Source organism: Photobacterium sp. Ph5, assembly GCF_022129445.1.
Taxonomy (GTDB): Bacteria; Pseudomonadota; Gammaproteobacteria; order Enterobacterales; family Vibrionaceae; genus Photobacterium.
In genome coordinates, this window is sequence record NZ_JADQAQ010000041.1 from 1 (window position 1) to 20,991 (window position 20,991).

20 protein-coding genes are annotated in these 20,991 nt (G+C 41.9%); 14 read left to right on the forward strand and 6 right to left on the reverse strand.

What is annotated here, in order from left to right; translation table 11 throughout:
* Window positions 1-96: 96 nt before the first annotated feature.
* Together I3259_RS15025 and rpmE are read right to left on the reverse strand one after the other, a co-directional pair.
* Window positions 97-1,344: a malic enzyme-like NAD(P)-binding protein gene (locus I3259_RS15025; RefSeq protein ID WP_238030366.1), complete on the reverse strand. Its 1,248-nt coding sequence runs from the start codon at window positions 1,342-1,344 to the stop codon at window positions 97-99.
* Between the two features lie 220 nt (window positions 1,345-1,564).
* On the reverse strand, window positions 1,565-1,777 hold the full coding sequence (gene rpmE, locus I3259_RS15030; RefSeq protein WP_105061118.1) for a 50S ribosomal protein L31: 213 nt from the start codon (window positions 1,775-1,777) through the stop codon (window positions 1,565-1,567).
* Window positions 1,778-2,043: 266 nt separating this feature from the next.
* Between rpmE and priA the strand changes: the two genes are divergently transcribed.
* From priA to rraA, 7 genes are all read left to right on the forward strand, one after another.
* Window positions 2,044-4,245 carry a primosomal protein N' gene (priA, locus tag I3259_RS15035; protein WP_238030367.1) on the forward strand — a complete coding sequence of 734 codons (2,202 nt, stop codon included), beginning with the start codon at window positions 2,044-2,046 and terminating at the stop codon, window positions 4,243-4,245.
* 54 nt (window positions 4,246-4,299) lie between these two features.
* A complete protein-coding gene (gene cytR, locus I3259_RS15040; RefSeq protein WP_255721313.1) occupies window positions 4,300-5,451 on the forward strand; it encodes a DNA-binding transcriptional regulator CytR in 1,152 nt (383 codons plus the stop codon).
* Window positions 5,452-5,610: 159 nt separating this feature from the next.
* Entirely contained in the window at window positions 5,611-6,345 is a 735-nt protein-coding gene (locus I3259_RS15045; protein WP_238030368.1) for an SPOR domain-containing protein, read from the forward strand.
* Window positions 6,346-6,526: 181 nt separating this feature from the next.
* Window positions 6,527-7,054, forward strand: coding sequence for an ATP-dependent protease subunit HslV (gene hslV, locus I3259_RS15050; RefSeq protein WP_238030369.1), 528 nt, complete (start codon window positions 6,527-6,529; stop codon window positions 7,052-7,054).
* A 10-nt stretch (window positions 7,055-7,064) separates the two neighbouring features.
* Complete coding sequence (hslU, locus tag I3259_RS15055) at window positions 7,065-8,396, forward strand: HslU--HslV peptidase ATPase subunit (RefSeq protein ID WP_238030370.1); 1,332 nt, start codon at window positions 7,065-7,067, stop codon at window positions 8,394-8,396.
* Between the two features lie 137 nt (window positions 8,397-8,533).
* Window positions 8,534-9,442 carry a 1,4-dihydroxy-2-naphthoate polyprenyltransferase gene (locus tag I3259_RS15060; protein ID WP_238030371.1) on the forward strand — a complete coding sequence of 303 codons (909 nt, stop codon included), beginning with the start codon at window positions 8,534-8,536 and terminating at the stop codon, window positions 9,440-9,442.
* A 127-nt stretch (window positions 9,443-9,569) separates the two neighbouring features.
* Window positions 9,570-10,067, forward strand: a complete 498-nt coding sequence (rraA, locus tag I3259_RS15065; RefSeq protein ID WP_238030372.1) for a ribonuclease E activity regulator RraA — start codon at window positions 9,570-9,572, stop codon at window positions 10,065-10,067.
* Between the two features lie 91 nt (window positions 10,068-10,158).
* Here rraA and zapB read toward each other — a convergent pair whose 3' ends face one another.
* Window positions 10,159-10,401 carry a cell division protein ZapB gene (gene zapB / locus I3259_RS15070; RefSeq protein WP_238030373.1) on the reverse strand — a complete coding sequence of 81 codons (243 nt, stop codon included), beginning with the start codon at window positions 10,399-10,401 and terminating at the stop codon, window positions 10,159-10,161.
* Between the two features lie 603 nt (window positions 10,402-11,004).
* On the opposite strand from zapB, the gene glpX reads away from it, so the two are divergent.
* From glpX to tpiA, 5 genes are all read left to right on the forward strand, one after another.
* On the forward strand, window positions 11,005-12,012 hold the full coding sequence (gene glpX / locus I3259_RS15075; RefSeq protein WP_238030374.1) for a class II fructose-bisphosphatase: 1,008 nt from the start codon (window positions 11,005-11,007) through the stop codon (window positions 12,010-12,012).
* A 162-nt stretch (window positions 12,013-12,174) separates the two neighbouring features.
* Complete coding sequence (locus tag I3259_RS15080) at window positions 12,175-12,792, forward strand: metalloregulator ArsR/SmtB family transcription factor (RefSeq protein ID WP_238030375.1); 618 nt, start codon at window positions 12,175-12,177, stop codon at window positions 12,790-12,792.
* Window positions 12,793-12,807: 15 nt separating this feature from the next.
* Window positions 12,808-13,551 carry a ferredoxin--NADP reductase gene (locus tag I3259_RS15085; RefSeq protein ID WP_238030376.1) on the forward strand — a complete coding sequence of 248 codons (744 nt, stop codon included), beginning with the start codon at window positions 12,808-12,810 and terminating at the stop codon, window positions 13,549-13,551.
* A gap of 141 nt (window positions 13,552-13,692) precedes the next feature.
* Window positions 13,693-14,031: a DUF3135 domain-containing protein gene (locus tag I3259_RS15090; protein WP_238030377.1), complete on the forward strand. Its 339-nt coding sequence runs from the start codon at window positions 13,693-13,695 to the stop codon at window positions 14,029-14,031.
* 184 nt (window positions 14,032-14,215) lie between these two features.
* On the forward strand, window positions 14,216-14,986 hold the full coding sequence (gene tpiA / locus I3259_RS15095) for a triose-phosphate isomerase (protein WP_238030378.1): 771 nt from the start codon (window positions 14,216-14,218) through the stop codon (window positions 14,984-14,986).
* Window positions 14,987-15,136: 150 nt separating this feature from the next.
* Here the strand turns inward: tpiA and pfkA are convergent, their stop codons facing one another.
* Window positions 15,137-16,099: a 6-phosphofructokinase gene (pfkA, locus tag I3259_RS15100; RefSeq protein WP_238030379.1), complete on the reverse strand. Its 963-nt coding sequence runs from the start codon at window positions 16,097-16,099 to the stop codon at window positions 15,137-15,139.
* A 472-nt stretch (window positions 16,100-16,571) separates the two neighbouring features.
* Entirely contained in the window at window positions 16,572-17,039 is a 468-nt protein-coding gene (locus tag I3259_RS15105; RefSeq protein ID WP_238030380.1) for a Spy/CpxP family protein refolding chaperone, read from the reverse strand.
* A gap of 199 nt (window positions 17,040-17,238) precedes the next feature.
* Here I3259_RS15105 and I3259_RS15110 point away from each other — a divergent pair, with 199 nt between their 5' ends.
* Both I3259_RS15110 and cpxA read left to right on the forward strand, forming a co-directional pair.
* Window positions 17,239-17,931: a response regulator gene (locus I3259_RS15110; RefSeq protein ID WP_238030381.1), complete on the forward strand. Its 693-nt coding sequence runs from the start codon at window positions 17,239-17,241 to the stop codon at window positions 17,929-17,931.
* Window positions 17,931-19,310: an envelope stress sensor histidine kinase CpxA gene (cpxA, locus tag I3259_RS15115; RefSeq protein WP_238030382.1), complete on the forward strand. Its 1,380-nt coding sequence runs from the start codon at window positions 17,931-17,933 to the stop codon at window positions 19,308-19,310. The genes I3259_RS15110 and cpxA overlap by 1 nt, the downstream gene beginning before the upstream one ends.
* On the opposite strand, the gene I3259_RS15120 is transcribed toward cpxA, so the two are convergent.
* On the reverse strand, window positions 19,303-20,928 hold the full coding sequence (locus I3259_RS15120) for a sensor domain-containing diguanylate cyclase (protein WP_238030383.1): 1,626 nt from the start codon (window positions 20,926-20,928) through the stop codon (window positions 19,303-19,305). The two genes, cpxA and I3259_RS15120, sit on opposite strands and share 8 nt — an antisense overlap.
* Between the last annotated feature and the right edge of the window lie 63 nt (window positions 20,929-20,991).

Genomic DNA, 20,991 nt, shown 5'->3' on the forward strand with positions numbered 1-20,991 from the left:
ACATCTATAGGATCGTTCAACTGATCATTTTTGTCTTAACTGATCGGCATTAAGCCTAATGGCTGGTTTTTATTTATCATCAACACAATAGCGCGATTACACTTCCATATAACCCATTGGCATCTCAATACGTGCGACGCCTGAATCAATGGCTGCTTGTGCAACAGCTTTTGCGACACGTGATAATAAACGCGGATCCATCGGTTTTGGAATAATATACTCTCGGCCAAATTCAAGATGTGATACACCCGAAGCCTCAAGCACACTTTGTGGTACAGGCTCTTTCGCTAACTCTCTAATTGCATGAACAGCTGCTAATTTCATTTCATCATTAATTTGGCTTGCACGCACATCCAATGCGCCGCGAAAAATAAACGGGAAACACAGAACGTTATTCACTTGGTTAGGATAGTCAGATCGTCCCGTTCCCATAATTAAATCATCTCGGACTTGATGAGCTAATTCAGGCTTTATTTCAGGATCAGGATTAGAGCAAGCAAACACAATGGGGTTTTCTGCCATTAATGCTAGCGCATCAGGCGGTAATAAATCAGGACCTGATACACCAACGAAGATATCGGCCCCCGCAATCACATCTTCTAATGTGCGTTTATCCGTATTATTAGCAAATAGCTGCTTGTATTCATTTATATCATCACGGCGGGTATGAATAACGCCTTTACGATCAAGCATATAAATTTTTTCACGTTGCGCGCCACATTTGATCAATAGCTCCATACACGCAACAGCAGCAGCCCCCGCACCTAAGCAAACAATCATCGCTTCACTAATATCTTTGCCTTGTAGCTCTAAGGCATTGATCATACCAGCGGCTGTGACAATCGCCGTACCATGCTGATCATCGTGAAACACGGGAACATTACAACGTTCAATTAAGCGCTGTTCGATCTCAAAGCAATCTGGCGCTTTAATATCTTCTAAATTAATGCCACCAAAGGTATCGGCAATATTTGCGACAGTATCAACGAACTCATCAATAGTGCGATGCTTGACTTCAATATCAATCGAATCGATACCCGCAAAGCGCTTAAACAGTAATGACTTACCTTCCATAACAGGCTTAGAAGCTAACGGACCTAAGTTACCAAGACCTAAAATAGCAGTACCATTGGTGATCACCGCGACCATATTACCTTTCGCGGTATATTTATAAACATTATCAGGATCTTGAGCAATTTCTCTGACGGGCTCAGCAACACCAGGGCTATAAGCCAAAGCAAGATCTTCAACCGTATTAGCAGGCTTAGTCAGTGCAACGGCTATTTTTCCAGGAGTAGGAAGCGAATGGTAATCTAGAGCTTGTTGACGAAAATCTTCAGTCATAGTGATATTTAAGCCTCAACGCTGACATTTATAATGGCAAATTACATCTATACGTAATTCGTATTTGTTATTAAATCATATGCCATTAAGGATCAATTTCCCAGCTTATAGCAAACAAGTTTGATACATTTAACTAACAGTTATTCTTCACATATTTTATTGAGACATAAAAAAAGGGATGCTTTCGCATCCCCTTTTTCTAAATTCATCTGGCAAGTAATTACTTGCTAGTAAGCGCACCGAAACGCTTGTTGAATTTGTCAACACGGCCGCCAGAGCTAACTTGACGTTGCTTACCAGTGTAGAATGGGTGGCACTTGTCGCATACATCAAGGTTGATGTCTTTACCCATAGTAGAGTTAAATACGAAAGTGTTGCCACAAGAACAACGTGCGTTTACTGCTTTGTACTCAGGATGAATACCTTGTTTCATGGGATAACCTCAAAATAAAGGCCGTGTCGCTCTCCCGATCCAAAGCCGGGCACCACACGTCGTTAAAAAATAGCTTGCCACATTATGTGACAAATCAGGCGGCGTATAGTAATCAATCATCCCGCGGAGATCAATACAGATGCCGATTTTTCACGCGTAATTTCTTTGTGCCACACCGCGTTCTTCATCTATCAGACTTAACAGCACTTATCGAGTTTCACTTGGTCTGGTATTATTCAACATAAGCTCAATGACTGCAGTAAATTATGATCCCGAATATCGCTCGAGTCGCTCTCCCTATTCCCTTAGATAAAACCTTTGATTATTTAATCAAACCCAACGACCTACCCATTGTCGGCGGGCGTGTGCAGGTTCCTTTCGGGCGTCAACGGTTAATCGGTATTGTTACAGCACTGACAGATAGTTCTGATTTTCCTATCGAACAACTAAAAGCCATTCAAAAAGTCATTGATCATCAACCATTATGGACTCCTCCACTGTTTGATTTACTCAAATGGGCTAGTCAGTATTATCAATATCCACTCGGCGATACGCTAGCCAATGCAATGCCGGCTTTACTGCGAAAAGGACGTGAAGCGTCGCAAACCACACTGAAATTCTGGGCATTAACAGAAGCGGGAAAGGCACAACCACTAAACGGCCTCACCCGCGCACCTAAACAAGCTCAAATACTGCGCCTATTACAAAACGGGGCAGTCAGTCATGATGCATTACTGGGTGAAGACGTGAGCTCAACGACCTTAAAAACAGTAGCGAATAAAGGTTGGATCATTGAACAACAGCAACACCCCAAAAGCCAAAATTGGCAGAAACAATTTTCTGTTACTGAAGAAAAACCACGTTTAAATGAAGAACAAGCGTTAGCAATTGCGACCGTGAACAGTAACCCTGAGTTTGGCTGTTATCTCTTAGAAGGGGTAACAGGATCTGGTAAAACAGAGGTATATCTTAACCTGCTAGAACCGGTGCTTGCTGCAGGTAAACAAGCGTTGATATTAGTCCCTGAGATTGGCTTAACCCCTCAGACGATTAACCGCTTTCGCCGTCGTTTTAATGTTCCTCTCGAAACAGTTCACTCTGGACTAAACGACAGCGAGCGTATGGCAGCATGGCTTGCAGGTCGAGATAATCAAGCGGGTATTATCATCGGGACGCGATCAGCATTATTCACCCCCTTTGCAAACCTTGGCATCATCATTGTCGATGAAGAGCACGACGCGTCTTATAAACAACAAGACAGCTTACGTTATCACGCTCGCGATCTTGCCGTTATGCGCGCCAATAAAGAAAACATCCCGATTATTTTAGGCTCTGCGACACCAGCATTAGAAACCTTGCATAATGCGAAAACGGGCAAATACCATCATTTAACCTTAACTAAACGTGCGGGTAACGCCCAACTGGCACGTCATGGCGTGATTGATGTAAAAGGCTTATACCTTGATGCAGGATTATCTGCACCATTGATCGCTGAAATGCGTAAGCACTTAAATACAGGAAATCAGGTGATGTTATTTCTTAATCGCCGTGGTTTTTCGCCTGCAATGATGTGCCATGAGTGTGGTTGGATCGCCGAATGTCACCGTTGTGATGCTTACTACACCTTACACCAACAATCAGGAGAGCTGCGTTGTCACCATTGTGCAACTCAGCGTCCCATCATGCCGCAATGTGAGCAATGTGGTTCAACTCAATTATTGCCCGTCGGTGTTGGTACTGAGCAATTAGAAAATCAACTCGCAACCCTATTTCCTGAATTTAAGACGGTGCGCATTGATCGCGATAGCACGCGTCGTAAAGGTGCCTTAGAAAACTATCTAGAAGCGATAAAAAACAACGAGTATCAAATTTTAATTGGTACCCAAATGCTGGCAAAAGGACACCATTTTCCCAATGTCACTTTAGTCGCATTAATTGATGTTGATAGCGCATTATTTAGTAACGACTTCCGCGCATCTGAACGTTTGGCACAATTGTTTATTCAGGTTGCAGGACGCGCGGGACGCGCAAGTAAACCCGGTGAAGTTTTATTACAAACTCACCATCCAGAACATCAACTGTTGCAATCGTTATTGCATAAAGGCTATGGCATTTTCTCACAAACCGCGCTAATTGAACGCCAACAAGCCATGCTACCGCCCTTTACTCATCTCGTATTAATACGGGCAGAAGCCAATGACAGCGATACCGTTTGCCAACTATTACAACAAATCCGTGGCATTTTTGAATCCAGTCCCGTTTATGATCAAGATTGCTGCGTACTGGGGCCGAACCCTGCACCACTTGCCCGTCGAGCAGGCCGTTACCGTTGGCAATTAATTTTACAGACCCCTAATCGCAAAGCCTTGCAACAAATACTCAGTATCGCCAAACCCGCGATTCAATTGCTGCCTTTAGCAAAAAAAGTACGTTGGTCGATTGATGTAGAGCCGCAAGATTTAACTTAAAACCAACAATGCGACAAAACTCACATAGTGAATGTAATTTATGCTATTTGGGGCATGTTTAATCCTGTTTATACACTCTACAATATCAAGAGTATTGACTTAATTCAGTCAGTTACTGCTTCGCTGGTTTCCGTCTCAGTCCTTTTGACCTCGAGCCACCAGCCGCATAATAAGAGAGATTTAGATAAAGAGGAAAGCAATATGGCGACAATGAAGGATGTTGCCCAGCTAGCCGGAGTTTCGACTGCGACGGTTTCCCGTGCGCTAATGAATCCGGAAAAAGTATCGGCTTCAACTCGTAAAAAAGTTGAACAGGCTGTCATGGAAGCTGGCTATTCACCTAACTCACTTGCCCGTAATTTACGTCGCAATGAGTCAAAAACGATCGTAACTATCGTCCCTGATATTTGTGATCCTTACTTCACAGAAATTATCCGCGGTATAGAAGAAGCTGCGATGGAGTACGGTTACCTTGTGTTACTGGGAGATAGTGGACAACAGAAAAAGCGTGAAAACTCATTCGTTAATTTAGTCTTTACTAAACAAGCTGATGGTATGTTATTGCTTGGTACAGACTTACCTTTTGATGTTAGTAAGCCAGAGCAAAAAAACCTACCGCCGCTAGTGATGGCTTGTGAGTACGCTCCTGAGTTAGAGTTGCCGACCATCCATATTGATAACCTTACTGCGGCATTTGAAGCAGTCAATTATCTGACACAAATGGGTCATAAGCGTATCGCACAAATTACCGGCCCCGATCAAGCACCATTATCCCAGTTCCGAAATCAAGGCTATCAACAAGCACTTCGTCGTGGTGGGATTACATTAAACCCAGCCTATACTGTGAAGGGTGATTTTAGCTTTGCTGCTGGTGCACGCGCCGTCACCGCATTGTTATCGTTACCTGAGCCACCAACCGCACTATTCTGTCATTCTGATGTGATGGCGATTGGTGCGATGCAGCAAGCAAAACGCTTAGGACTTCGCGTTCCTCAAGATATTTCGATTGTCGGCTTTGATGATATCCAATTTGCTGAATATTGCGATCCACCATTAACCACCGTTTCTCAACCACGCTATGAAATTGGTCGCCAAGCTATGCTGATGCTCCTTGAGTTATTAAAAGGCAAAGAAGTACAAGCTGGTTCTCGCTTACTTGATGCAAAACTTGTGATCCGTGAGAGTGCTGCACCACCATCTCGATAGCAATAAAATGGCTGTGAGCTTATGAAATAACCATAAGTTCACAGTTTTTGCATGCTATTGACCTTAACCAACACATTATTAATGATAAAAACTGGTCAGTATCATTCCAAATTTGTAACATAGCGTTCTATCCTTTTCTCAACGTATTTGTCTATCATCGTGGCCACTAAAGATTATGTAAAACGCGGACGCTCGCCGAAACCGGCAAATAAAAAAAGCAGTCCTAGCCGTAAAAAAGCCCCCGCTCCTAGTGGATTTCCAATCAAATGGGCGGTTACCGCTATTGTTTTAGTATTTGGGCTTATCGCAAGTTTATTCTTCCTGTCTGGTACTGATGTTCCTGAAAAGCCAGCACCTAAAGATGAACTTCCAATCATTGCAAAACCTCAACCCGCTAATGAGATTAAAAAACCAGCGAATAAGGAAATTTTACCGCCAAAACCTGAAGAAAAATGGCGTTATATCCAAGAGCTCGAAAATAAAAAAGTGATCGTGCCTGATGAGTTGAAAAACCAACGTGTACAGCCCGTAAAGAAAGTTGATGAGCATAAAACATCTTCAACCTCAAAACCGAAAGAGCATATTCAAGCGAGCAAGCCTGTAGTACCTGTCACCACCAACCCTAAACCGGCAGAAAAAAAGCCGGTAGTAGCATCAAATGTACGTTTTGTATTGCAATGCGGAGCCTATCGTAAGAAGTCACAAGCCGATGAACGTAAAGCAAAAATTGCATTCCAAGGTATGAATAGTCAACTTAAAGTAAGCAGTGATGCAAAAGGAACATGGTACCGTGTTGTATTAGGTCCTTACTCACAAAAAAGCAGTGCTGAAAAAGACAAAGCAAAGCTACAAAGTAGCGGTGTCTCTCCTTGCGGTATTTGGCATTGGGAATAACGCGCTAGTTTCTCTTTCATCACTAGAAGGACGTGCTTAGGTACGTCCTTTTTTGTGTATTTTTCACGTAATAATCATGACCAATTCTCAGTTAATACTTGAAAATCCCTTCTGTCATCCCCAGATCTTTTCACATTAACGATACCGGCTATGCCGGAGCAGAACCAGAGAGGTTTACCCCGTGACAACTATTGTATCTGTACGTCGAAACGGTAAAGTCGTCATTGCTGGTGACGGCCAAGTATCACTTGGTAACACAGTAATGAAAGGCAACGCACGTAAAGTTCGCCGTCTATATAACAATAAAGTACTGGCAGGTTTTGCTGGCGGTACCGCTGATGCATTCACTTTATTTGAGCGTTTTGAGCGTAAGCTTGAAATGCACCAAGGTCATCTTCTTAAATCAGCTGTAGAGCTTGCTAAAGATTGGCGTACTGACCGCGCCCTGCGTAAGCTTGAAGCATTATTGGCCGTTGCTGATGAAACAGGATCACTCATCATTACTGGTAATGGTGATGTTGTGCAGCCCGAAAATGATCTTATTGCTATTGGCTCTGGTGGCAATTTTGCCCAAGCAGCAGCAACAGCACTGCTAGAAAATACTGATTTAGGTGCACGAGAAATCGCAGAGAAAGCCCTAAATATAGCCGGTGATATCTGTGTGTTCACAAACCACAATCACACCATTGAAGAATTAGAAGCTAAGTAAGGAAGTTGTAATGTCTGAGATGACTCCTCGCGAAATCGTTCATGAGCTTGATAGCCATATTATCGGTCAAGACAAAGCAAAACGAGCGGTTGCGATTGCGCTACGTAACCGCTGGCGTCGCATGCAACTTCCTGAAGAGTTGCGTGTTGAAGTAACGCCAAAAAACATTTTAATGATCGGTCCTACCGGTGTCGGTAAAACCGAAATTGCACGTCGTTTAGCAAAACTAGCTAACGCACCTTTCATTAAAGTAGAAGCAACAAAGTTCACCGAAGTGGGCTATGTTGGTAAAGAAGTTGAAACGATCATTCGTGACTTAACGGATGTAGCTGTAAAAATGACTCATCAGCAAGCGACTGAAAAAGTCCGCTTCCGCGCAGAAGAATTAGCAGAAGAGCGCATTTTAGATGCACTTCTACCACCTGCACGTGATGCTTGGGGTCAAAATGAAGAAGCACCTGCAGAATCTTCTACTCGTCAGTCTTTCCGTAAGAAATTACGTGAAGGCAAGCTTGACGATAAAGAAATTGAAATGGACATTGCAGCACCACAAATGGGTGTTGAGATCATGGCTCCTCCTGGTATGGAAGAAATGACCAACCAGCTACAGGGCATGTTCCAAAACCTTGCTGGCAATACCACTAAAAAGCGCAAGATGAAAATCAAAGATGCGCTAAAAGCAGCAACTGAAGAAGAAGCGGCAAAGCTAGTAAACCAAGAAGAGTTAAAAGAACAAGCTATTCATTCGGTTGAAAACAACGGTATCGTGTTTATCGATGAGATAGATAAAATCTGTAAACGTGGTGAATCATCAGGCCCTGACGTTTCCCGTGAAGGTGTGCAGCGCGACCTACTACCATTAGTAGAAGGCAGTACCGTCTCCACCAAACACGGTATGGTTAAAACAGACCACATCCTGTTTGTTGCATCGGGCGCATTCCAAGTGGCTAAGCCATCAGATTTAATCCCCGAACTACAAGGTCGTCTTCCTATTCGCGTTGAGCTTGAAGCGCTAACAAGTCACGACTTCAAGCGTATTCTGACTGAACCAAATGCATCGCTAACTGAGCAATACAAAGCATTAATGGCAACAGAATCGGTTGAAATTGAGTTCACTACTGATGGTATTGATAGCCTAGCGGATGCTGCATGGCAAGTGAATGAGCGCACTGAAAATATCGGTGCTCGTCGTCTTCACACCGTAATGGAACGTTTAATGGAAGAGATTTCCTATGACGCCAGCGAAAAAGCCGGTGAGAAATTCATGATCGATGCCGCATATGTTAGCGAGCGTCTTGGTGAATTCGTACAAGATGAAGATTTAAGCCGTTTTATTCTTTAATAAAATTGCTTTTAAGAAAAAGAAAACGGTGCCTTGCTGCACCGTTTTTTATTTTAACAACTATTAATGGGATAAATTTGCGCCAATCCAAATTTTCGCCATAATAGCCATCCACTCATTATTTAAGTATCTAGATTATGAAATCATCTTCATCACTTGCTATTTGGTTAGATGCAGCAAGACCAAAAACCTTGCCGCTCGCCATTGCATCAATTGTATGCGGTAGTGCGGTGGCAGGATGGCATGGAAGTTTTTCTGCTCCAATTGCAGCACTCGCTTTATTAACCGCCCTTTTGCTGCAAATTCTTTCTAACCTTGCGAATGATTACGGCGATGCTGTCAAAGGCACCGATAATGATGACCGCTTAGGTCCTCAACGTGCAATTCAATCAGGATTAGTTACCCCTAAAGCCATGCGTACCGCCATGTTCGTCAACATTATTCTTACAGCAATCAGTGGCTTATCACTGATATTTATTGCCTGTAATAATCCCCATGACATCATTGGTTTTATACTACTCGGCGCACTAGCTATTGTTGCATCTATTGCTTATACCGTGGGTAATAAGCCCTACGGTTACCGTGGCTTAGGCGATTTATCCGTCTTAATTTTTTTTGGTTGGCTAGGTGTTGCAGGCACTTACTACCTACAAGCTGGCAGTATTGATTCGGTGATTATGTTACCGGCGACTGCCTGTGGTTTACTCGCAGTTGGCGTACTTAATATTAATAATCTGCGAGATATTGATAACGATCGTGCTTGTGGTAAGCAAACCTTAGTCGTACGTATGGGACCGGTATGGGGCCGTAAATACCACGTAGTATTATTATCAACTAGCATTGTATGTTTGACACTTTTTGCTCTATTTGAAACAAAATCGCTATTCGGATGGCTATTTTTACTGAGTACTCCACTACTCTTTAAACATGGTCGTGCTGTTTACCATTCTAAAAATGGCGCTGAGCTTCGTCCAATGATGGCAACCATGGTCAAATGCGCTTTACTTACCAATTTATTGTTTGCTCTCGGGATCATCTTGTCATAATTGATGATTGCGAATTGCAATGACAGATCAACTGGTTATAATTTCAACAAGGCTTAATATGAGTACTCCCTCGTTATAAGCCTTATTGATTTCCTCTCTTTTCTTTCGCTAAATAAGAAGCCCACTTATGGAATACAATACCTCTGAACTGTGTGATATCTATCTCGAACACGTTGATGTTGTTGAGCCTATGTTCAGCTCTTACGGTGGGCGCAGCTCTTTTGGCGGTCAAATAACAACCATAAAATGTTTTGAAGATAACGGGGTTATTCGTCAAGTATTAGAACAATCGGGTGTAGGACGAGTACTATTAATTGACGGTGGTGGTTCACTACGACGTGCATTAATTGATATCGATTTAGCCCTCTTAGCGCAAGAAAATGAATGGGAAGGGCTAATTGTTTATGGCTGTGTTCGCCATGTTGATGAGCTCGATGAATTAAATATTGGTATTCAGGCTCTCGCCTCAATCCCTGTGGGTGCCGATCAGCGCGATATTGGTGAGATTGATGTTGCTGTCAATTTTGGTGGGGTAACCTTCTTACCAGAAGATCATATCTATGCCGATAATACCGGAGTTATTTTATCGCCTGAACCACTTGATATCGATGAGACACAAAGCTAATAGCAATAGATAAAATTACGGCCCGGTATGCTGTCGTTCCTGAAAACAACATACCAAGCCGAAAACCGAAACAGATAAACTGAAATCAGTATTATTCTACGTGTTCCATTTTGCCTAGTAGGTTGCGTACGCGCTCCTGCCATGCATTATGATCTTGACGTAGTTTCTCATTTTCTTCATTTAGACCTTCACGACCAGCACGTAATTCTTGCGCTTCCATCGAAAGTTGAGAGTTTTTATCTTTTAGTTCATCAATTTCCATTTGTAGAATAGAAATTGTATCAATTGCCATCTGAACTTTGGCTTCTAGTTGTTCTAACATTTCTAGAGACATATTGTTTACCTGATCTTAGCCCGTATGCTGACTTAATCATTAAGCCAAACACCTACGCGCGAGTTAAATTCATGTTCGCCTCTATTCTAACGAGGCAGCGACTATCTGGCATCCACAATTCTAATGCTTTTAGGCAAACGGATGAAAATCACACAAGTCTGATATAATTTTTGCAAAGTGGTTCCAAATATCCGACCACTGAGACAACCAAATACAGCGAGAAGTTCATTTTTAATCGGATCTTAGCTTTGTTTGCTCTATTCCTTGTCAAAAAAACACCAACGAATAAGCTCAACTGTCACCTAAATGTACGCTTTCCTATTTATATCCTAATTTGTACGAAGTGTTTAGACCCAATATCACCATTACCACTTTTTTATCACGATTCATTCATTGATACCCTGTTACTGCAAATAACGCTAACCGTTAGTAAGGCTAAAGGCTGAATATGATGATGACTCGTCATCATTTACACACTGCTATTAATACCGATTATGATCATTGCAATATAGCTTCCTTTATTTTGCGCAATCGTTTCACCATCCCTTATGTTAAAATCGGCTTCAGTTTATTTATCGAGTCGATTTTATTTCTGGAGTTATCATGAAACGCGATTTAGCAATGGCATTCTCACGGGTTACGGAAGGGGCGGCGCTAGCAGGCCATAAATGGCTTGGTCGTGGCGATAAAAATGCGGCTGATAATGCTGCGGTAGAAGTGATGCGTATTCTACTGAATCAAACTGAAATCAATGGCGAAATCGTAATTGGTGAAGGCGAAATTGATGAAGCACCAATGCTCTACATCGGTGAAAAAGTAGGTTGTGGTGGCGATGCTGTCGATATAGCCGTGGATCCGATTGAAGGAACACGCATGACAGCGATGGGACAAAATAATGCCCTCGCTGTATTAGCGGCAGGTGAAAAAGGAAGCTTTCTAAAAGCACCTGATATGTACATGGAAAAACTAGTGGTAGGCCCTGCGGCAAAAGGTGTGATTGATCTTGAGAAGCCACTGGTTGAAAACTTAACAGCGATTGCTGCTGCTCTGGGTAAATCATTGCAAGATCTAGTGGTGATCACCCTTGCCAAGCCTCGTCATGATGAAACGATTAAGCAAATGCAAGCGGTCGGTATTCGTGTTTTTGCCGTGCCTGATGGTGATGTGGCTGCGTCTATTCTAACTTGTATGCCAGATAGCGAAGTCGATGTCATGTACTGCATTGGTGGTGCGCCAGAAGGTGTCGTATCAGCGGCTGCAATCCGTGCCCTTGGTGGCGATATGCAAGCACGTCTGCTTCCTCGCCATGAAGTCAAAGGCGATACAAAAGAAAACCGCGAACTCGGTGAAATTGAAATTCGCCGTTGTCACGAAATGGGCATTAAGACCAACGCATTATTGCGTATTGAAGATATGGCAAAAAGCGATAACGTGATTTTTGCAGGAACAGGGATTACCAAAGGTGACTTATTAGAAGGCATTCATCGTCAAGGAAATATCGCGACGACTGAAACCTTATTGATCCGCGGTCAATGCCGTACTATTCGTCGTATTAAATCGACCCATTACCTTGATCGTAAAGATGACATTGTAAAATCTCATATCATCTAATTGCGATATTCACATGCAAAAAAGCGTACTTCGGTACGCTTTTTTTCCCCACCTCTCACTCCTAAGAAGCAAAATCAACGCAACCCGTTAGAATGGTAAAGAGATTGCTTTATTTAATAAGCTGATCCCATAATACCTAGAGAAATAAATATATAGGTAGCTATGAAAACCATCGATAAAATCCTCTATCACTTAAAAAGTGAAGGTCCTGTCACAGCAAAAGTATTGGCTGAAAAGTTCTCCCTCACCACTATGGGAATTCGTCAACACTTACAAAGCTTAGAAGATGATGGGCTGGTTGATTTTAACGATGTCAAAGTCAAAGTCGGACGTCCTACCCGCCATTGGCAATTAACAGAACAAGGGCATCGTCGTTTTACTGATCGTCATCATGATTTAGCCGTACACATGTTAGAGTCAGTTGAAGATCTGTTCGGAACATCAGGACTTGAACAAGTCATCGCAAAACGTGAACAGCATACTTACGAACAGTATCAACAAACATTACAAACGTGCGAAACACTCAAAGAAAAGCTCGAACACCTAGCTCAATTACGTACACAAGATGGGTATATGGCTGAGCTTATAACAACGTACGATGGTTGTTATACCTTAGTTGAAAACCACTGCCCTATTTGTCGAGCAGCACAACATTGTCCTGCACTATGTCTCTCGGAGCTTACGGTATTTAAACGCCTTCTTGGGGAAGACATCCGTATTGAACGTGAAGAACATATCATTTCAGGTCAAAGGCGCTGCACTTATCGAATAACATCATAGAATTAGGAGGCCATAATGGCTGATTGGATTCCTGCTCAAGTTATTGCAAATCGCCACTGGAATAATGATTTATTCAGTTTATCCTTAGCGGCAAACATTGAGCCTTTTAAAGCAGGACAATTCACTAAGCTAGGCTTGGAGATTGATGGCCAAATGATCCAACGAGCCTATTCTTTTGTTAATCCTCCCCAGCAACCAACCATTGATATTTACGCCACAAGAGTTCAAGGTGGATTATTGTCACCACGACTACACCAACTAGAAGAAGGTGATACCGTCTTTATCTCCGCGCGCGCTAATGGCTTTTTTACCCTTGATGAAGTTCCACAAGGCGATCACCTTTGGCTCCTCGCAACAGGCACCGCTATCGGTCCTTATCTGTCCCTTTTACAGCAAGGTGATGTCTGGCATCGGTTTAGAAAAGTAGTCCTAATTCATGCTGTTCGTTTTGCTGCTGATTTAAGTTACCAAGCAGAAATGACACAGTTAAAGCAGCAATATGGTGAGCAACTTATCGTCCAACCGTTTGTCAGTCGTGAACCCTCTCCACTTTGCCTGACCGGAAGAATTCCTCAAGCGCTTGCTGATGGACAACTTGAGCGCCATGTCGGATTATTTTTGCACCCAGAGCAAAGTCAAATTATGCTATGCGGTAATCCTGAGATGGTAAAAGAGACTAAAAATGTGCTAGAAGCACGAGGCTTTGCTAAAAATTTACGCCGAAAACCGGGGCAAATTACGATGGAGCATTACTGGTAATCATTCCTCCCGTAGCGTTGTATCAAATAGGAGATATATACATACACTATGTAAGTTTATCTCCTACTCATCTCACCTCTAAGACACCATATCCAGTATCTTTTTATATACTAAAAGATAGTTGTGCGGATGGAGTTGACGATGGATACGCTACCCAATTTTGATGACATGGCAAAAATGGCAAAAGAAGATCCAGAACAATTCGAACAACTGCGCCAACAATTAATAGAAAGCACAATAAATCAAGCACATCACAGCATGCAACCACGTCTAAAAGCACAGCAAAGTCATATTGATCTGGTTATTAGTCGTGGGAAAAATCCGCTTCATACCACCATGTTGTTACGAAATGAATTACAACGTCAATTAGTTCGCTTTGCCGAAACCCTACAGCACCCCCATAACCATGAAAATGCTGAAATCACGCCGATTTCATCTCATCCCAAACAATCAGAAAACGCAGATAAAAGCTCTTTCTAACGTTCCTTTCTGCAAGAAATTAACTATATTTTGAAATATTTTGAAATTATGAGTTCACTTTTTGCCTTGAAAAAGGTACAACCGAGCTCATTAATGATTTTGGACAGTAAAAATAAACCACTGTTGGTATATTTTTACTACATCAAGTTAAGTTAATTACATCATTTAAATTTGGAGAAAAGCTATGCGCCATCCTGTGGTTATGGGTAACTGGAAGCTAAACGGTAGCAAGGAAATGGTCTCTGGCCTTATCAAAGGTCTTGATGCGGCACTTAACGGTGTTGAAGGTGTTGACGTAGCAATCGCTCCACCAGTAATGTACTTGGATCTAGCTGAGCAGTTACTAAGCAAAGCAAACAGCAAAATCATCCTTGGTTCTCAAAACGTTGATCTACACAACAACGGCGCATTCACAGGTGATATCTCTCCTGCAATGCTTAAAGAATTCGGTGCTAGCCATATCATCATCGGTCACTCTGAGCGTCGTGAATACCACAACGAATCAGATGAGTTTGTTGCTCAAAAATTCGCATTCCTAAAAGAAAATGGCCTAACACCCGTTCTTTGTATTGGTGAGTCAGAAGCACAAAACGAAGCTGGCGAAACAGTGGCTGTATGTGCACGTCAACTTGACGCAGTTATCAACACTCAAGGTGTTGATGCACTAAACGGCGCAATCATCGCTTACGAACCAATCTGGGCTATCGGTACAGGTAAAGCAGCAACTGCTGACGATGCACAACGCATCCACGCTGCAATCCGTGCTCACATTGCTGAGAAGAGTGAAGAAGTAGCTAAGAACGTTGTTATCCAATACGGCGGTTCTGTTAAGCCAGAAAACGCAGCGGCATACTTCGCACAACCAGACATCGACGGTGCTCTAGTTGGTGGTGCAGCGCTTGATGCTGAAAGCTTTGCAGCTATCGCAAAAGCAGCAGCTGAAGCTAAGAACTAATCAATCCATTTGATTAGTTCTACTAAGGTCACCTACGGGTGGCCTTTTTGTTATCTTTTCTAAATAAGCGATATCAGGTACCAATATTCAGACAATAAAAAAGGCCGATAGTGATCGACCTTCTTTTTCTCTTACCGCTCGATAAATCTCTTAGAATAACTTCTCAGCTAACTCATAAAGATCGTTACGAACAGGACGACGCATATTTTCAATTGCATCGATGATATCGTGGTGAACAAGTTGCTCACACTGAATACCTACACAACGACCACCTTCACCTTGTTGAAGAAGATCAACTGCGTATGCACCCATACGAGAAGCAAGTACACGGTCAAACGCGGTTGGTTGACCACCACGCTGAATGTGACCCAATACTGTTGCACGAGTTTCACGACCTGTTTCTGCTTCAATAAACTTAGCTAGTTCATTCACATCAGTCATTAGCTCAGTGATTGCAATAATGGCGTGCTTTTTACCTTTCGCAATACCTTCACGGATATGCGTTATTAGTTTTTCTTTATCTAGACCAGTTTCAGGTGTGATGATGTATTCACAACCACCCGCAATCGCAGACATTAGTGTTAGATCACCACAATGGCGACCCATCACTTCTACGATAGAGATACGTTGGTGTGAAGATGAAGTATCACGTAGTCGGTCAATCGCATCAATAACGGTGTTCATTGCGGTCATGTAACCAATAGTGTAGTCAGTACCTGCAACGTCATTATCAATCGTGCCAGGAAGACCGATACATGGGTAACCCATCTCAGTTAACTTCTTCGCGCCCATGTATGAGCCGTCACCACCAATTACTACTAATGCATCAATACCGTGTAATTTTAGGTTTTCAATCGCTTTTTCACGAACTTCCACTTCACGGAATTCAGGAAAACGCGCAGAACCTAAAAATGTACCGCCTTTGTTGATCACATCAGATACGCTTTGACGATCTAGCTTTTTGATACAGTTATTATAAAGGCCTTGGTAGCCATCATAAATACCGTAAACCTCTAGGCCTTCGGTTAACGCTGCACGAACTACGCCGCGAACCGCTGCATTCATACCAGGTGCGTCACCACCACTGGTCAAAACACCAATCTTCTTAATCATGGTTACCCTCTGACTTTGGGAATTGAAAAATCAAATCCGACACGACTATACCGAGGTTCCCCTTCTCGATATCACAGCAACATTTGTGCTATGCGTGTAAAAACTGAAACCCTTCTACTTATGTAGGAGTATTACAATTCTGATAAAAAATTTTGTTGATTCATATCACGCAAGGTTGGGATTCAAACAAGCTTCTTTTTACACAAAAAATAACCTTATCTCTTTCATTTTAAACAAGCGTTACTACACCACCTGCCTGTTTTTTTCGTGTACTTGCTGATCCATATGCCTATGGTGTGTTCAATATCACGCAGTATAGCCGTTTTATGATGACAATTAATAACAAAACCTACGAGAAAATACGATCATCGAAGTGATTTTTTTATGAAAGCCCTAACTCTTGAGGATAAAATCAAAAAAAAGCCACAACTGAAGTTGTGACTTTCTTTTTTAATCTTTATTTCTCAAACACTCAGTGTGTTTTTTTCTCTAGTTTCATGAAACGTTTTTCTGCCTGTTGTTGTTTTAGCTCCGCAAATTTTGCTTTTTGCTCTGGGGTCAAAATATTCAACATTTGGTGACGCTGTTTTAAGCGCTCCACACGGTGCTCTGCTTGTTTCTCTGACATACGCTCGACCAGTTGACGTACTGCTTGCTCATCAAAATTATCTGCCAGTACTAATTTATCAAGTGCTTTATGATCTGCTTGCATGTCAGTACGAGTAGTCAGTCGCTTAGCTTTCATCGTTTCACGATCTTTCTCTCGTAAGGTTTTCATTTCTGCTTTTTGCGAATCAGTTAGCTCTAGTTGTTTAAACAGGCCACGCTCACCATGATGCCCTTTCATATCGTGCGAGTTCGGGGCTGCAATTACTGACATCGAACCTAATACCATTGGTACTGCAATCGCCATCATCATTGTTTTTTTGAACATTTTCATGCTTGTATCTCCAACTATTAGGGTACGGAAACCTGTGCCATTGTGCTTGGTATTCATAATAGCGGCTGGCAAGTAAAGCGCTGTCGAGTAAACGTAAAGCTACGTAAAGTAATGATAACGAAACTTGGCGTTGAAGCTGACATTAGCGATACTAGGCTCAAGACTTCATCACTCTCCTTTATCTTAAATAGGTTGGACCATGGCGAAAATTTTACTTGTCGATGACGACATTGAACTCACTGCATTATTGAAAGATATTTTAGAGCTAGAAGGCTTTGATGTGGTTGAAGCCAATAATGGTCAACAAGGGTTAGAAAAGGTCGATAGCAGCATCGATCTGATTTTACTCGATGTCATGATGCCAGTCATGAACGGGACTGAAATGCTACGCCGCTTGCGAGAGGTTCATTCAACACCCGTGATGATGTTAACAGCTAAAGGTGATGAAATTGATCGTGTGCTTGGTCTTGAACTCGGCGCTGATGATTATCTGCCGAAACCTTTTAGCGACCGTGAATTATTAGCACGTATACGTGCCGTATTACGCCGCACCCAAACAAATGACGAAAAAGCCACTGGAAAGTCAGACCTAATTACTTATCAAGACATTACAATTTATCCAGGACGACAAGAAGTCATTTGTCAGGATATTCCAATCGAAATGACCGGCACAGAGCTCGCTTTATTAAGCTATTTCATCCAGCGTCCAGGCCAAATCATTTCCAAGGAATCCCTGAGTTTAGATGTACTTGGTAAGCGTTTAGCTCGTTTTGATCGCGCCATTGATATGCATGTATCCAATATTCGTAAAAAGTTGCCGGTGCGCTTAGATGGCAAACCAAGGATAAAAACCTTACGCGGTAAAGGTTACTTATTAGTTGAGGAAGCATAATGAAATTTCCGGGGATCACGAGTCTTTATGGCCGCATTTTTGCCATCTTCTGGTTTACCCTTTTTGTTGTCGTCGTGACTATCGTTTTATTATTTCAACTCGATCCTCGAACTGGACAGGCGATCCCCGAGCCTCATCTTAAACGTTTAGAATATACCGCGGAAAATATTAACCAAAAACTAAACACACCACGCAATGAAACATTTAAAAAACTGCAACTAGAACAAAAACTCAAACGCTTAACAAAACGTAAAAACAATCATGATATTCAGATTTATTTTACAACCCTTGATGGCGACATCATCTCTCCTCAAAAACACACTAAAGCACTGCGTAACTTTATTACTATTGCAGATAACCCAAGTGCACCTAAACAACGCTTATATGGTCGCTGGATGATGGCTGGCCCTTTTATGATAAATACACCAAGTGGTGATATTTATATGTACAGTGGTCAAGTATGGCGTGGCTCCCCCCCGTTTATCATCCAAATATTGGATAAGCCATTTAAGCTATTGCTTGTCACTATGCTGGTCAGCACACCATTTCTACTCTGGCTCGCTTGGGCAGTCACACGTCCAGCAAGACGTTTACAACAAGCCGCAGAGCGTGTCTCACAAGGTGAGTTTACCGCTGATCCAAATTTAGAAACCGGACCTCGTGAATTTAAACAAGCCGGCACAAGCTTTAATCAAATGGTGGGGGCGTTAAATACCATGATCAGTGGACAACAACGTCTACTGTCTGACATTTCCCATGAATTACGCTCACCTCTCACACGTCTACGAATGGCAACCGCATTAGCTCAACGTAAACAAGGCGAAAGCCGTGAGCTGACACGAGTTGATACAGAGGCGGAACGATTAGAAACCATGATTGGTGAACTGCTTGAATTATCAAGAATGCAAGTCAACAGTCATCAACAAAATGAAAGGCTTGATTGCCAAACGTTATGGTATGAGATGCTTGAAGATGCTCGCTTTGAAGCAGAACAAAGCCTGAAAGCTTTACGTTATAACACACTGCAAGATTGGCCGATTAATGGTAATCCGAATCTGTTGATCAGTGCACTAGAAAACGTAATACGTAATGCTATCAAGTACGGTAATGACATTGTTGAGATCAACTTCAGTGTCCAACAACACCAGCTTACTATCACTATTGATGACAATGGTGATGGTGTACCTGAAGCGGAATTAGATGATATCTTCCGCCCGTTTTACCGTGTATCCACCGCACGAGATCGTGATAGCGGTGGCACTGGGCTTGGTTTAGCTATTACAGAAAGCGCGATTAGACAGCATAGAGGAACAATTCAAGCGAATAACAGCTCCCTTGGCGGATTGAATATTACTATTACTCTGCCACTGGCTAGTTAACGCCATTAAAAAAATACACTTGATTTTTGCCCTGCCGCTTCGCTTGATACATCGCCATATCAGCTTTATGCATCAAATCATCAAGTGAAATTTCTTGGGCTGTTGAAAAGCAACCACCAATGCTTGAGTAAATGGGAATAAATACCTTGTTTTCAACTTCAAACGGACAAGCCAGCATTTGCTGCAAGGCGGGTGCATAATATTCAGGACTAGCTAAATGCTGAGCTGAATACAGTAAAACAGCAAATTCATCGCCGCCTAAACGCACCAGCAACGCTTTTGAGCCGAAAACTTTACGCATCATTAAAGCGAGATGCTTTAATACTTTATCTCCAGTGGCATGACCATATTGATCATTTATCGGCTTAAAGTCATCCAGATCAATATACAAAAAGCAGATGACTTTAGATGACTTTACGCTAGTACTCAGAATTTTATTGGCTTGCGTTAAAAAAGAAGCACGATTCAAGAGTCCCGTTAAATTATCGTAATGCGCTAACGTATAAATACGCTGTTTATTAATATGTTCTTTTAATTGATAGCGTGCAATCCAATAAGATAACCCTAGACTTAGCAACACCATGAACAATGCTAATATTCGATGATGGGCTATCGTATTAATCACATCAACACGCTTATCAAGCGATACAAATGAAATTAACTTCCACGCTGTAGAGTTATTTTCAGTAACATGGTATTCCTGAAAACAATAGGGATTTGTTTCTCCAACCGTACCTACCGACTCAATCGTCATTATTCCCGATGGGGTCACTATTTGCCCACTATGTATCGCTTTAATCTGCTGTTCCAGCTCGGGGAAATATTTATATACCGTTTGATCTTTTTTATTATCAAACATAAAGGCAAATTCTTTTTCTGGATACAAATTATTATAGAGATAATAGCCATCGCTATTAACCAACATATAGTTTGTTCCACCATTAAGGTTGAACAACCCTAACCCTTCCATCAAATACTTCGCTAAATAATTGATAATAACAATACCTTGCTTATTTCCCTCTTTATCAAATACAGGGGCTGATAAACGGATCATCGGCTTATAAGGCACTTCAATCTCACCATGCTCGATATTTAAATCAAGAGGAGATATATAAATCCCTTTATGTTGTAATTTCGCTGCCTCTAGGAAATAGTATCGGTTTTTTTTCTTCTGTAACGCATTAGAAGGCACAATCAAAGCACGCCCGTCGTTAAAGTTAACCCGAGTAACTTCATTACCTTCTAAATCGAGGTAACGTATTTGATCATAAATCTCTTTTCGTTGACTCACCGCTTTCAGCGCTTGTGAAAAACGTGCCATTCGCTGCTGTTTTTCCATGCCATCTTTCAATGCCATAATACGGTGGATCTCATGGTTATTGGCGATATCAGCCAATAATGCCGTTTCTCGTACCACCGAACCTATAACCACTTGAATATAGTTTTTTTTACCAACAAGCAGTGCTTTTTGCTGTACTTGAATGTTACTTTTTTGTCGTTCAAGATCAGATTGTGAGTTGTAGTAAAAAATCGATAAAAAAACCGTTAACAACAATAAAAATATCAGCGTAAAACGAACAAAGAAAAACTTATACTCAGGTATTGCGAGATTCTTCATAAGCAGTATGAAATAACGGTAGGCATAAAAAGCAGAGAAGTATGCCTTAAAAACATACAAAAA